General features: G+C 43.0%; 13 protein-coding genes. 7 read left to right on the top strand and 6 right to left on the bottom strand.

The annotated features are described in order from the left end of the window. Positions 1–3 precede the first annotated feature (3 nt). Positions 4–567 (top strand): cysteine dioxygenase, encoded by a 564-nt coding sequence (locus tag JOC54_RS14485; RefSeq protein WP_204466889.1) that lies wholly within the window; start codon positions 4–6, stop codon positions 565–567. Positions 568–594: 27 nt separating this feature from the next. Beyond that, positions 595–1,212 carry a YdcF family protein gene (locus JOC54_RS14480; RefSeq protein WP_204466888.1) on the top strand — a complete coding sequence of 206 codons (618 nt, stop codon included), beginning with the start codon at positions 595–597 and terminating at the stop codon, positions 1,210–1,212. 36 nt (positions 1,213–1,248) lie between these two features. Here the strand turns inward: JOC54_RS14480 and JOC54_RS14475 are convergent, their stop codons facing one another. Beyond that, positions 1,249–2,094 carry a DegV family protein gene (locus JOC54_RS14475; protein ID WP_204466887.1) on the bottom strand — a complete coding sequence of 282 codons (846 nt, stop codon included), beginning with the start codon at positions 2,092–2,094 and terminating at the stop codon, positions 1,249–1,251. A 240-nt stretch (positions 2,095–2,334) separates the two neighbouring features. Between JOC54_RS14475 and JOC54_RS14470 the strand changes: the two genes are divergently transcribed. Genes JOC54_RS14470 through JOC54_RS14455 form a run of 4 tightly spaced genes read left to right on the top strand, consistent with a single transcriptional unit; the run spans position 2,335 to position 5,724 of the window. Then, positions 2,335–2,916, top strand: coding sequence for an RNA polymerase sigma factor (locus JOC54_RS14470; RefSeq protein WP_035440500.1), 582 nt, complete (start codon positions 2,335–2,337; stop codon positions 2,914–2,916). Beyond that, entirely contained in the window at positions 2,879–3,721 is an 843-nt protein-coding gene (locus tag JOC54_RS14465; RefSeq protein WP_035421144.1) for a hypothetical protein, read from the top strand. Before JOC54_RS14470 ends, JOC54_RS14465 begins: the two co-directional genes overlap by 38 nt. Continuing rightward, complete coding sequence (locus tag JOC54_RS14460) at positions 3,705–4,586, top strand: ABC transporter ATP-binding protein (protein WP_204466886.1); 882 nt, start codon at positions 3,705–3,707, stop codon at positions 4,584–4,586. The genes JOC54_RS14465 and JOC54_RS14460 overlap by 17 nt, the downstream gene beginning before the upstream one ends. Continuing rightward, entirely contained in the window at positions 4,579–5,724 is a 1,146-nt protein-coding gene (locus tag JOC54_RS14455; protein ID WP_204466885.1) for an ABC transporter permease subunit, read from the top strand. Before JOC54_RS14460 ends, JOC54_RS14455 begins: the two co-directional genes overlap by 8 nt. Positions 5,725–5,770: 46 nt before the next feature. Here the strand turns inward: JOC54_RS14455 and JOC54_RS14450 are convergent, their stop codons facing one another. The 5 genes from JOC54_RS14450 to JOC54_RS14430 form a co-directional block, all read right to left on the bottom strand. Then, entirely contained in the window at positions 5,771–7,693 is a 1,923-nt protein-coding gene (locus tag JOC54_RS14450; RefSeq protein ID WP_204466884.1) for an endonuclease MutS2, read from the bottom strand. Positions 7,694–8,132: 439 nt separating this feature from the next. After that, positions 8,133–8,816 (bottom strand): ABC transporter ATP-binding protein, encoded by a 684-nt coding sequence (locus JOC54_RS14445; RefSeq protein ID WP_204466883.1) that lies wholly within the window; start codon positions 8,814–8,816, stop codon positions 8,133–8,135. After that, complete coding sequence (locus JOC54_RS14440) at positions 8,813–9,823, bottom strand: ABC transporter permease (protein WP_204466882.1); 1,011 nt, start codon at positions 9,821–9,823, stop codon at positions 8,813–8,815. Before JOC54_RS14440 ends, JOC54_RS14445 begins: the two co-directional genes overlap by 4 nt. A 163-nt stretch (positions 9,824–9,986) precedes the next feature. Beyond that, a complete protein-coding gene (locus JOC54_RS14435; RefSeq protein WP_204466881.1) occupies positions 9,987–13,103 on the bottom strand; it encodes an efflux RND transporter permease subunit in 3,117 nt (1,038 codons plus the stop codon). Beyond that, on the bottom strand, positions 13,100–13,240 hold the full coding sequence (locus tag JOC54_RS14430; protein ID WP_157684225.1) for a hypothetical protein: 141 nt from the start codon (positions 13,238–13,240) through the stop codon (positions 13,100–13,102). The genes JOC54_RS14435 and JOC54_RS14430 overlap by 4 nt, the downstream gene beginning before the upstream one ends. Before the next feature lie 197 nt (positions 13,241–13,437). Here JOC54_RS14430 and JOC54_RS14425 point away from each other — a divergent pair, with 197 nt between their 5' ends. Further along, positions 13,438–14,313, top strand: a complete 876-nt coding sequence (locus tag JOC54_RS14425) for a TetR/AcrR family transcriptional regulator (RefSeq protein WP_204466880.1) — start codon at positions 13,438–13,440, stop codon at positions 14,311–14,313. Positions 14,314–14,322 lie beyond the last annotated feature (9 nt).

Genomic DNA, 14,322 nt, shown 5'->3' with positions numbered 1-14,322 from the left:
GATATGTTAGTAGATCGAATTAGTCAGGTGTTACGCCCATTAAAACAGCCTTCCATTGCTGAGCTTCGGAACGCTTTAGTGAAAATAGATGCTTCGTATCGCGAGCTATCTCCCTTTCTAGAGTCCACCTCAAATAAGCCCTATTATAGAAAGCTACTCTATCAATCCGATGAGGTCGAGCTACTTGTAATGAACTGGTCAAACCTTGACTGTGCCCCGCATGATCATGGCTCGTCATATGGCTGGATTCAAGTGATCGGGGGAGCCTGCAAAAACACCCTTTATCAAGTTGAGGGAAATGAGCTTCCAGAAGAAATTTTTCATAAAACCTATCAACAAGGAAGCACCTTTTTCGCGCCACAAAAAGCGGTTCATAAGATGAACGGGGAGAACGGCCTTGTTACACTGCATCTCTATGCGCCACCGATTACCGGCATGAAAGTGTATGATTTAGAGCGCTGCCGCATGTGTATCGTTGCAGACGACTGCGGTGCCTGGTGGCCAGAAGAACAGCGGCAAAAACTGCAAGAACTACGCTTAAAAAACAAGAACACGAGTCAGAAATAGAATGAAAATTGTGAGGAGGAAGAGCCTATGTATCTCTCAACGCTACGAATAGAAGACTTAACCGATGCCCAACTAACAAAGCTGCTCTTCCACGTTGGCGAAGATGACCAAAAGCAAGCTGACTGTATTTTTGTACCTGGAAGTAGCAAAGCGGTTGATTATAAGGTACCTAAAGCCGCGTCTTTATATAAAGCGGGTCGGGCGAAGACGCTGTTATTTTCGGGCGGGGTCTCGTGGGATGAATCGAAAAAACCTGAAGCCGAGTTAATGCAAGAGCGTGCCGTACAGCTCGGTATTCCTGCAGAGGCGATATTAACCGAGACCGATTCGCTCCACACAAAAGAAAATGTGCTCGCATCGTTACTTGTGCTTGATCGGGCATTTGATCTGCACAAGATGGAACGAGTTATAATTGTCACATCAAGCATTCACACACGGCGTGTTCTTCTGACGATGAAAACCTATATGCCTGATTGGATCAACTACTCGCTTGCCCCCGTTGATGACCGAACGACCAAAGCAACGAATTGGTTTGCTTCACCATTTAGTCGAAAGCGCGTTCTGACAGAAGCAACAAAGCTTGTTGAATACACCCGCACTGGGGCAATCATCGATCAAGATCTAGGTGACTTATTAAACACATAAAAAATGCCCCTTTCTCAAGGAGCATTTAAGCCAAATTTACTTTGTATAATACATGAGCGCAATCGCTCCAGGGCCTGTGTGTGTGCTAATAATCGGTGACGTCTCCATTAATGAAAACGTAAAATCTTCGCGAATTTGCTTTAATCGATCATGAACCTGCTTCGCAAGCGACTCTCCTTCAATATGCGCAATGCCAACATGTCCAACTTCTTTTCCTTCTGTCTCTGATTGAAACTTCTCAGCAAGAAACTCGATGACCTGTTTGTAAGAACGCTTTGTTCCTACCGGCGTGTACGTTCCCTCTTTTAAAGCAGCAATTGGCTTAATCTTTAATAAAGAGCCTAACAGCGCTTTTCCTTTACCAATTCGGCCACCTTTTGCTAAATACTCAAGCGTATCGACCACAATGTAAAGCGAGGTACCTGAACGAATAGCTTCAATTGCTTTCCGGATCTCTTCAAGCGAAGCGTTTTCACGGACTAATTCAGCAGCTCTTTTTACTTGAAAAGACAGCGCAATTGAAATGTAGTCAGAATCAATAACCGTCACTCGACCGCTCATCTCATCAGCAGCCATTTGCGCAGATGAGACCGTGCCACTCATCGCTTTTGTCATATGAATTGAAAGGACATGGTCGTCCGGATTTTGCAATAAATCCTCGTATACTTGTATAAATTTCCCTACTGGTGGTTGAGAACTTTTTGGCAATGTTTCGCTTGTTTTTAATAAATGAGCAAATTCTTTTTTCGTGATGTCAACTCCATCTAGATAACTAGAGTCGCCTATATTTATTGATAAAGGTACAACTGTAATTCCCAGTTCATCTATAACCGTTTGATCCAGGTCCACGGTGGAGTCTGTTACTATTTTTATCATCGTCAAGGAAGCCTCCTTATGAGTGCATATCCCTTACCCTTATACGCACTAAAGCATCTGCCTGTAGTATGACATAGCCTTCAAGCGATGTAAACGCTGGTCACATGAACAGAATATTAATTCTATTAATGACTACAATTGGTATCTAAGTCGACATAATCTGTCTATTAATTTTTATAAAAATAAGCTTTTTTTAAATCTTTATTCGGTTTCCTTCGTTACTATTAGTAGAGGTGGTGATTGCTTATGCCAACTGACGCAGAATTAGTTGCGGAAATCAAACAAGGCAGTAAGGCAGCAATGGATGTACTCGTAAAACGGCATTATCATACGGTCTTTGCATTTTTTTATCGTAAATTAGGAAACGACCAACTCGCCTATGATTTAACTCAGGAAGTGTTTATTAAGGTAATTAAGGCCATTCCTCGCTACAAAAACAGTAAACCTTTTTCACATTGGCTCTTAACAATCGCAGTTAATCATTCTCGAGATTATTTCAGAAGTCGCGCCCACCAACAGAGCGCAACGCAACTTCCTTTATTTGAGTCTTTGAAAGATGAATCTGCAGATATACCCAAACTATTATCAAAAAAGCTAGATAGCGAAAGAGTGAAAGAAGCATTGGGGCTTCTTCCCGACCACCAACGCGAAGCCATTATCCTGAAATATTACCATGACTTATCGATTAAAGAGATCGCTTCTTTATCAAACAAAAAAGAAGCAACTGTAAAATCAAGGCTACAGCAAGGCATCCATAAGTTAAAAAAACAGTTAAAAAGGAGGGATATAGATGAAGAAACAACAAACCAACTTCGCAAAACAAGATGAAGAATTGTTATCGGATGAAATGTACATAGCACTGCAAGAGCTTGAAGAAGAACTTGATGCTTATCTTGTTAACTACCCGAACTCAGAACAAATTCAGGCAACAATTGAGACCTTACAACAATATGCTCCCGCTAAAGAAAGACTGTTAAAAAATTGGTTCAGTCAAGGACAAACTCTAATAGAGCGAGCAAGTATCGAGATCTTCTATATGAGTCGACGTTACTGGTTATTGACTATCGCATTTTTTATCGTTGGTTACCTCATAACAATTGAAACCGCACATCATCCAATTCTATCGCTTATTATGCTTGCCCCAGCTCCTTTTGTTTTTGGTTTACTTGAAATCATTAAAGGAAGAGAGCACGGTTTATTAGAAATGGAAATGAGCTGTAAATGGAGCGCTCATACCATTCTATATGCTCGATTACTCGTCATCAGTCTATTTACAGTACTAGTAAATACACTCTTTATGCTCAGCTCCACGCCCATCATTGATGCAGCACAGTTGTTTTCTTTAATACTTAGCTGGTTTGTACCCTTAACCTTATTTTGTGCGATTGCCTTCTATTTAAGTATGAAACTAAGGAGAATTCCCTTCCTTGTTAGCTTTCTTGCTATCTGGTTTGTTTTCTGTGGCTATGTTCTTCTCGACCCTATTAGAAGTCAAGTCTTTCTATCCTTGCACATCAGCCTCTACCTTTTCACTTTTTTAACCGCTATTCTGCTGTTCACACTTCAGCTGAAGCATGTTGCAAAGCAATACCAAAATTTTGAAAAGAGTGATCCCGTTGAAACTAGTTATTGAGAACATCACAAAACAAATTAAAGGAAAAGTCATTATCTCACCGTTTTCAACTGAATTAACTGAAGGGGTCTATGCACTACTCGGTCCAAACGGAGCCGGAAAAACAACCCTGATGCGAATGTTAGCAAGCATTTCAAAACCATCATCTGGACGCATCCTGCTCGATGGCAAAGACATCTCGTTACTAGATGAAAATTACCGCGATCAGCTTGGTTACTTACCGCAAGATTTTGGTGTTTATCAAACCTTCAACGCGGAGCGCTTCTTACTGTACTTTGCAAGCCTAAAGGGCTTGTCACCAGTCGATGCAAAAAAACGCGTTGCCGAAGTGCTTGACTTAGTTAATTTAACAAATGAACGTAAGAAGAAACTTGGTACTTATTCTGGCGGCATGAAACGTCGACTTGGCATCGCTCAAGCATTATTAAATGACCCCAAAATCTTAATTGTCGACGAGCCGACAGCAGGACTTGATCCACAGGAACGAATTCGCTTCCGTAATCTCTTATCCGACATTTCTGCCAATCGCATTGTCTTGCTTTCAACCCATATTGTTTCCGATATTGAATACATTGCTAAAGAAATCTTGCTGCTGGAAAACGGGCAGCTGCTCCAGCGTAGCACGCTGGACAACTTGCTTACTCAGGTTGAGGACAACGTCTGGACAGCTATTGTGACTCAGGAAGAACTTGCAGAGGTACAACGCTCATTTAAGTTAGGCAATATCCAGCGGCAGGCAGATGGTATTTCGATTCGGATTGTCTCTCCAGAGAAACCACTGCCCCAAGCCAAAAACGTCCAAGCTACATTGGAAGACGTTTACTTATTCTTTTTTAATGAAAGTGAGGCGCAGTCACATGATTAGACATGAACTTTATAAAATTCTTTCGCGGAAAAGTCTTTGGCTTGTTATGGGTGGCTGTCTTGCCTTGTTTATTTTTTTTGATCCACGTTCATCTGGCTCAAACGAAACGCTGGCAGACCCCGTTTACGAGAGCCTTTATGCCGACTGGGGTGGTGCAGTAACGCCAGATAAGGTTGACGCCGCAAGAGAGGCGATGCGGGCTTCCGATGCAGGTGATCAATCCCTATTAATGGAAGAAGGAAATGTTCAATATGTTGTTGCAGTCGCCGGCAATAGCGCTGCTGAATTAGTTGAGCGGAAAGAAGCCCTCGTCCAAAGCTTAGAACGAGAGCCCACGGGAACTTATGCTCATCGGGAGAGTAAGAAAGAATTGGACATGCTTAATGCTTTAGAAAACCCGTACGGTTTCTATCTTGTGAATGGATGGAACAGCGTTTTTGCATTAATCGAACCATTCTTTAGCGTCCTTTTACTTGCAATCATGATTTTACTTGGAGTGACACCTGTCTACGCGGAAGAATACACGAAGCGCACAGCAGGTCTCATTCTCGCAACAAAGCATGGCAGACGAAAAATCATTACGGCAAAGTTGATCGCTGCACTTATGTACACATCCATTATTTTCTTCCTCTTTCATGGTACGAACCTTGTGTTACAGTTCTTTATCGCTGGTTCGTTCTCAGGTGGTGATGCGCCGATGCAAAGCTTGCCAAGCTACCTTTATGCCTTTAGCTTTGATCACCTGCTTGCACCCTATGACTGGACGATTTGGCAATACTTTCTTGTTACAATGGCTGTGCAGCTCGTTGCCTGCCTCTGCTTTACCATTCTTGTCGTTTTCCTTTCCATGTTGCTTAAGCAAACGTTGTTTACCTTTTTTCTTGCAGGAGGACTTCTGGCGTTTCCTTTTCTGCTCCGACAATTTGGTATGGACGAAGGTTTTTTTGCCTACCTTAACTCGTTCAGCTATCTCGAATTCATCCGAGTCGAGCGCTTGTTCCAGGCGTATGAGGCGTATAATCTATTCGGTTATCCCGTGCTTTATCCAATCATGCTAGTGATCATTTTTACATTTATTTCTGGCTTCCTTATTTACGGCTCTTTTCTCTATTTTCGCCACCATCAAGTACATCGTTAGTCTACAAAAAAACCCTTGGTCCGCTTCCGCGTCCCAAGGGTTCCTCCTATTCTTCATTTAGGCTCTGGCCGTCCACATGCTTCTTGCTCATATCTCGTTTCGTTTTGCGGTAGGCTACACTTTTAAAAATTTGATCAAAATCATAATCAGCTGGGTAGAGCTCACTTGCTGAGATTGCGAGCTTGAGGCGCTTTTGATTTACCGTCCGCTTTTCCCCTTTGATTTGAACAATGTAGTTGCCAGAAACATCAGGCCCCTTGTAAACAATTGCCGTCTCATTTGTTGCCTGAACGGTCACGTTATCACCTTGATTAAAATGAACAACGATCTCTTTTGGCGCGGTCTTCTTTTTCTTTCTATACTTGTTTACAATAATTTGCTGCTCATATGGTAACTCTTTTAACGCTGATGGTTCAAATCGGCTCTGATAATCGTATTCTTCTTTATAGGCAACTTCGTGGGCTCGCTCGACCATTTCCGGATGCATGCCGAGCTTTAAGGCGATATCAAATGCCTGACTCTTGCCCGTTTCGTCCATGAGTAGACGATACGTTGGTGCGAGCGTATTTAGATCAAACTCCATTGATGCGTTCAAAAAACCTGGTGTTGTTTGGGCGAAATCTTTCATCTCGCTGTAGTGCGTTGTGGCAAATAACGTCGCGCCTTTTTTAAAGAGCTGTTCTAAAATAACGATTGCGAGCGCCATTCCTTCAGCTGGATCGGTTCCTGAACCAAGCTCATCAATTAACACGAGCGAGCGGTCATTTGTTTTCCGCATAATATCAATGATATTAACCATGCGTGAGCTAAACGTACTGAGGTTATCAGAAATGCTCTGTCCGTCTCCAATATCAACGTAAATCTCCTTAAAGATAGCGACTGAGCTGCCTGCGTCAACCGGAATGGGGAGCCCCGCTTGCGCCATAATGGTTAATAATCCAATCGTCTTCAGCGTCACCGTTTTACCACCGGTATTCGGTCCGGTAATAACAAGCGCGCGTTCTTCCTCGCCGAACTGAATCGTGAGCGGGACGGCAGACTGGGCCAGCATCGGATGACGGGCGCGCAGGAACGATAGATGATCGTCTTCATTTAAGTTGGGCGCAATCGCTTCAATGACTTGGCTATATTTCGCTTTTGCAAACAACACGTCATAGTGATGCATCACTTCAACGGCAATTCGAATCGCCTGCTCATAGGTCAGCAGCTGTGCTGTTAAGTCGTAGAGGATTCGTTCAACCTCTGCCTCCTCTGCGAGCTTCATCATGGCAATATCTGCTTGAATGTCGCTTAAATCATGGGGTTCAATGAATAAGGTTGACCCGGAAGCTGATGTATCGAGCACGGTTCCTGCAACCTTAGCGCGATATTCTTTCTTAACTGAAAGAACGATACGGCCGTTTCGTTCAGATAGCGTCTTGTCTTGTAAATAAGGCGTGAACCGTTTATTTTTTAACAGCCCTTGCGCCTTCTCCTTCACCTTATCGTTCAACGTCGCCAGCTGACGACGTGCGTACGCCAATTCACTAGAGGCATGATCATCGACTTGGCCGTGACGCAAACAGCGGGAAATTTCTGCTTCGAGTTCATCCATTGATTCAATTGAGAACGCATAGCTTGAGACAGCCGGAGCAATGGCTTCTTTGTCCTTCATAAATTGTTTTAGCTTGCGGCAATGATCGAGAAACGAAAGCACTTGGTTAAATTGATCCGCTCGGACATACAGTCCTTTTTTTCCTTGTTCAATAAAATGTTCCATTTCCCCTAAGCTGTGAATAGGGACGCTCCCACTTCGCTCGAGTATCGCCATTGCCTCCATCACTTCTGCTAGCTTTGCCTCAATTTGCTTGCGATTTTCAAGCGGTTTGAGTTCAAGCACCGTTTCTTTCCCAGCATCCGTCCGTGTATAGCTAGCAATTTTAGTTAAAATAGCGTTGTATTCTAGTGCTTCGAATGTTTGTTGATTCATCGGTCTTCCTCCTTTTATTTAGAAGCCGCAGCTTGCATTTGCCCAGACAAAAAAACCGTCGTGAACAAACGCTCACGACGGCAGGATACAGCGATAGCAGCTCTTCATCATGGTTTTTTTAGACACAAAAAAACCATGACACCTCTGCCATAGCAAAATAATCCCTTAGGCTATGATACGTGTTCTTAACATACTCCAAAATGCACATAAGTAAACAAACGTCGCGCAGCCACGTTTTTTTGCATTTCGGTTATCCAATTGATTGGATTAGTTAAGAACAACCAGATACATACAACAATCTCCTTTAGATTAAGGGAATAAATATACCCTTTTATTCTAGTAAGAAGAGCCTCCTTTTGTCAACAAAAGAAATTAGTGAATTTCTGGATATAAATTATTGCGTAGCCAAGCCGAGATAAATCTCAGCTTGGCTACCAGATTATGCATGTTCGGTCGTTATCTTTCCGTCTTCAATCACAATGACCCGATCACATAAATCAAACATCCGCTGGTCATGGGTGATCATAACGGCTGCTTTATCTTTTGCTTTCACTTCTTTAGCTAGCGTTTCGACAACCTCACGGGCGCGCTTGGCATCTAGACTAGCCGTTGGTTCATCCGCTAGAATTAAATCTGGATTAATCATCCAAGCTCGCGCAATCGCTACTCGTTGTTTTTCCCCACCAGATAAGTTAACTGGGTACTGCTTCGCCCGATGCGACATTCCTAATGAATCCAATAGTTCTGCCGTACGCTCTTTCGCTTGTTTGCGTTCCATTTTTGCTAGTTTTGCGATATAAAGAAGCTGATCCTCAACCTTTAAATACGGCAACAAGTGCGCGGATTGAAAGATAAAGCCGATTTGATTTAGACGTACGTCACTTCTTGCTTTTTCATCCAGCTTTGAAAGGTCTTTCCCATTTATTTTTATCGTTCCTGAACTTGGCGAAAGCAAAGCGCCAGCTAAGGAAAGCATCGTACTCTTTCCTGATCCTGAGGGTCCTGTTATACAAACCAGCTCACCAGACTTTACCGATAGCTGGATGCTCTTTAACACGTCTACTCTTCCTTCTCCGTCTCCAAAAGATTTCGTTACACCTTGAAAATCAAGCATTGTCGTCATTCTGCTCCTCCTCCAATTGCTTCTAACGGATCTACTTTTATCACTTTTACAAGCGATAACAATGAGCCCAGCACCGCCACAGCAAAGAACAAAGCAGCAAGCAAGCCTATTAATTCAAAATCTAGGTGGAACGGCATTCCATTTGGTAACAAATTACCCACAACTAACGTCGCCCCAATACCAAGCCCGACACTTACTGCTGATAGGATCACAATTTGAAAAAAGACCGCTTTAGCTAACTCTTTAGATCGAGCACCTATCGCTTTTAAGATACCAAACTGCGTCAGCTTTTGAATTGTCATCACGTAGAAAAAAGCAGCTAACACAAATGCTGAGAGAACATCGCTATGAGAAACAACAGCCCCCTCATCTAACTCGCTTGCAAGTTGTTCAGCATCGTCACTCGTTAACGATTCCAGAATAAGACCACTAGTGATAAACTCAGCGCCTCCCATCTCCGTCCAATCTTCTTCCGACACATGAAGAATAGGCGAGTGGCCATAGCGTTGATTTTCAGAAAAACCAACAAGCGTAAACATCATATCACTAGCTGAATCATGAACAGATGAACCTACTGCAAAACCTTCTGACTTCAGCGATTTATCCGCTACAATTTCACCAGGCGCAGTCGGAGCGTCTCCTTCAATCACTTCCGGGAACCACTTGCTTCCATTTTCAAATGACATAAAGGCAATATCAGCAAGTGAATCTTCTCCGTCTTCTATCTGAGCCATATGAATCCCAATCGGCTCGGCCTTATCAGAAAAGGACGCAACCGCTTCTTGATCGGTTTCGCTGACAATTGATCGTGTTAACTGATTCTCAGCTTCTTCATCTAATACGAAATAATCTGCGTCCATATTCATAATACCCGCAGCGTTATCCGTCGCTAATCCCTGTGCCAATCCTGAAACGAACAGCACAAGCAAAGACAGTAAAAACATTATGAGCGCAATAAGCGCATATCTCAACTTCGCATAAGCCAATTCTCGCATCGCTAAAAACATGTACTCACATCCTTTTACCTTGATACAACTAGAATAGACTTGTTCTATGAACGGAGAATGAACAAAAGCAGTCCTTTTATTGAACAAACTTGTTAAAGCGAAACGATATAAAAATGGCCTTCCCCCAATCACTAATTGAGAAAAGACCACTGAGCGTAAACCATTATCCTTCTGTTTTTATCTTTCTTTTCATCTTCATTAACGCTTCATACACAATTGGCACGATTACAAGCGTGAGCAGTGTCGAACTTGTTAAACCACCAATAACGGTAATCCCAAGCCCCTTCGAAATCAAACCGCCACCTTCTAAACCAAATGCAAGCGGCAAGAGCGCACCAATTGTAGCAAGTGCCGTCATTAAGATTGGACGCAAACGTGTTGTTCCTGCCTCAAGCAGCGATTCTCTTGTGCTTAAGCCTTCGCGCTCTTTATGAATAACGCGGTCTATAAGAACAATTGCATTCGTTACAACGATTCCGATTAACATGAGCACCCCAATTAAGACAGAAATGCTAATCGTTTCACCGGTAATAAATAAACCGACAAGTGAACCAATCGCGATAAACGGAAGCGAGAACAAAATCGCAAATGGTGCGAGTCCGCCGCCAAAAGTCACAACTAAGACAAAGTAAACAATCGCAATTGCCGCGAGCATCGCTAAACCTAACTGTGTAAACGATTCTTCAATGTCAGCAGTTACACCACCTGTTTGAGTGGTAACTCCAGCCGGAAGCTCCAGCTCATCAACTTCCTCCATAACATCTCCAGACACTTGTGTGACATCGTCAGAAAGAATCTTTGCTGAGACTTCGGCATATATCTGTCCTTCGCGACGGGTAATCGTTGAAGACGTCGTGCCTTCTTCAACCGTCACTAAATCGGCAACTGCAACCTCTGTCCCCATTGGAGTCGGAATCATGACTGCGAGCAGTTCGTCAAGATCATCGTATTGCTCTTCATCTGTTGCAACTACAACATCCAGCGTCTGTCCTTCCACCTCAACGGTCGTTAAGGCGTCAGAATCTTCGCGGGAATAAAGCGCCATCCCTACTTGTGCCGTCGTTAAACCGTACTGAGTCACCTGATCCTTGTCTATCTCTAGTGTGTATTCATTGTACCGATCTGAAATCGTTGTTTCGGGTTCATCTAAGTCATCGTACTGCTCCATAATCGAGGTCACTTCTTCAATGACAGGTTCAATTTCTTCAGCTGTCTCTCCATAAACTCGGATGCTTAAATCACTTGAACCCATACCACCTGTAGCAATATCTTGGGACGACCATGTTCCATTCTCTGTTACCTGTTCCATCTCTTCTAGTAGCGCCGTTTTTTCAGCACTAAATCCTTCAAAATCATCTTCATATTGAATGTAGAAAATCGCTGAATTGCTTCCAGTTGCCACCATTGGCATCGGACTTGAACCACCTAAAGAAAACTGGAACGTATCAATACCTTCACGCGCAAGTAAAATCGCTTCTGCCTCATTCACATCGGCTTCCGCATCGGCGAAGGTTGTTCCTGCATTAGGTGAATAGGTGGCAAAGACCATTTTCTCTTCGTCTTCTGGAAGGAAACTTACGCCCACAAATGGCGTTAAAAATAAGCTCCCAACCAGAAGCACGACTGCAATTAGGCCAGTTATCCACTTATGATTTAAGGTCCACTGCAGCAGCTTGCGGTAAGCGCTCGCCAGCTTGCCTGGCTTCGATTCATCATGAACCTGTTTTGCCGGCACGCCTTTTTTGAACATCGTATGTGCCATCATCGGTACGACCGTAATCGCCACAAGAAGCGATGCAAACAAGGCGAAGATAACCGTTAAGCCAAACGGTAGAAATAATTCCCCAACAACGCCTTCAACTAATCCAAGCGGCAGAAACACCGCACTCGTCACAATCGTTGACGATAGGATCGGTTTAAATACTTCTTTTGTTGCACTCTGAATAAGTGCTCTACCCTTTAATGTTTCTGTCTTGGAGCCCATCCGCCTGAAGATGTTTTCAACAACAACAATCGAATCATCAATGACTCGACCAATCGCGACGGTCATCGCACCAAGCGTCATTAAATTGAGCGTAATGTCTAACTGCTGCAATAGAATGAGCGCAATAAAGAGCGAAATCGGAATTGAAATAACTGAGATGATGGTTGACTTAATGTTACGCAAGAACAATAGGATAATCAAAACAGCAAACATCGCTCCGAACAATGCTTTGCTTAACATCGTTGCAACTGCTTCCTCAATCGGCTCAGCTTGATCCATTGTCGTGGCAATCGTCACGCCGTTCTCTTCAAACTCAACAATCACTTCTCTGACTTCTTCCACCACTTCAACCGTATTGGCATCGGAAGCTTTGACAATTTCAACCCCGATTGATGTCTGGCCGTTTGTCCGGGAAATCGATTCCGACTGTGTCACAACCTCAACAGTGGCAACATCTTCAAGCGCAACCATGCTCGGCTCCATCGCCGGCATTTGCGCTCCTTCTCCTTGTGCTGGAGGCATGTTATCCATTTCCATTTCACCCAATGAAGGCGGCGTTACTGGAAGCTGCAGTTCTTTTAAGTCACCAATCGTTGTAACGCGCCCATCGATTACAACAGATTGTTCCGTATCCCCAAATGTATAGAGTCCAAGAGGAAAGCGCATCGACTGCGCTTCCAGCAGCTGTGTAATCATGTCTTCTGTTAAACCATTTTCAGCTAGTGCCTCTTGATCAAAAGTTATTTCGACTTCCTGCATCTCTTGTCCAGTTGCCGCTACAGAGGCAATGCCAGGAAGCCCTTCTAGACTCGGAATAATCTCATTTTCAACCTGTTCCGTTAATTCTGCTAAAGTTTTCCCATCTTCTGATACGCTAAGCGTTAAAACTGGGAAAGCGCCAAAGCTTAACCTTGAGACAGTCGGTGCTTCCACACCGTCTGTAAAGGAAATCGCCTCAACCGCTTCTTTGACTTCAGCTTCAGCTTCTGTCATATCCTTGCTAAATTCATACTCAATTTGCATCGAGGATACATTTTCAAAAGAAGAAGATTGAACGACGGCTACACCATTCAAATTTTCCACAGCTTGTTCTATTGGGATCGTTACTTCTTCAGCCATTTCTTCTGGCGTTGCACCGGGATAAATGGTTGTTACGCTAACAAGCGGCGCATCAATATTTGGAATGACCTCTTGATTCATTGTTGTACCAGCAAAAATTCCGGCTACTGTAATTAAAATGGTTAATAACCAGATGGCAAACTTATTGTTTATTGAAAAAGATATAATTGATTTCACCACTTGTTCTCCTTGCGTTCAGTTTTAGGTAAACAGACAATCGCATCTACCCCGCGTATGCGTAATCGCCTTGCAATGGTTTCTAATGATTCACGTGAAACATTCTTGTTCATATCTCGCGTCTCTCTTTGATCCATCTTCTCCCTCCACCCATATGACTGACTGGTCATAATTATCTATATTAGCGAACATAACAATCAATATCAATTGTTTTTTAACGTGATTTGTGTCTATTTTTAGCATATATGACCGATTAGTCATTACCTCAGTATCGCTTCATGTTTTTTTCTGTTACGATACAGGTAACGATATTTGTTGAGAGGATTGCTTTCTAATGAAAGATAAACGAACACAATTAATTGAAGCGGCAATGCGCTTATTTGCAAATAAAGGTTTCCATACAACATCAATTCAAGAGATTGTGACTGAGAGCGGCATGTCTAAAGGGGCATTCTATCTGCATTTCTCTTCTAAAGACGAATTAATTCTGGCGATTTTTCAGTATTATTATGGACGGTTATGGGAGAAAGTAACGGCCGTTGCTGAAGAAAACCTCTCGCCTAAGCAGACATTTGAGAAACAGCTTGAAGTTCAGTTTAAGGAGATTATTTCGCATCGGGAATTTATTATGATGCAATTCCAAGAACAGGGCCTCGCCTCAAATCGAGAAATGGCGATCTTTATGAGAGAAAAGAAAAAAGAGATTTTTATTTGGCACCAAACCATTCTCCTTTCTATTTACGGAGAAGATTTAAAGCCACACGATGTGGATGCAGTTATTATGCTCGAAGGACTAACACAGACGTACTTCCAAATGATCTTATTAAATCATGTTACGTTGTCAGAAAAACAGCTGGCACGTTATATTTTAAATCGCTTAGATGACTTAATTACCGCACTTAATCAGAGGCAAGAAGCTCCTTTGATGACAGAAGCGATGATGAAACCATTGCTGCACCACAGCTGTTTTCCCCATGGGCAGGAAAAAGTAGCGGAGCTTATTAAGCAGGTACAGCATAAAATGACGACACTCTCTCTGTCCGAAAGCAAGCACCAGGATCTTCACGATGCACTGCAGGTTATTGCTGCTGAATACAAAAAAGAAGAACCGAAAAAAGTTGTATTCCAAGGCATGCTGCTTACCTTTGCAGACGTGGCTGAACTATCGACTGAACACGATCAACTTGCAGCACTTTTAACCGGCAAGTAACGCAAAAAC

This window comes from Shouchella xiaoxiensis (assembly GCF_016907895.1).
In the GTDB taxonomy this organism is placed as follows: domain Bacteria; phylum Bacillota; class Bacilli; order Bacillales; family Bacillaceae_D; genus Shouchella; species Shouchella xiaoxiensis.
This window is presented reverse-complemented; position numbering and strand designations above follow the sequence as displayed.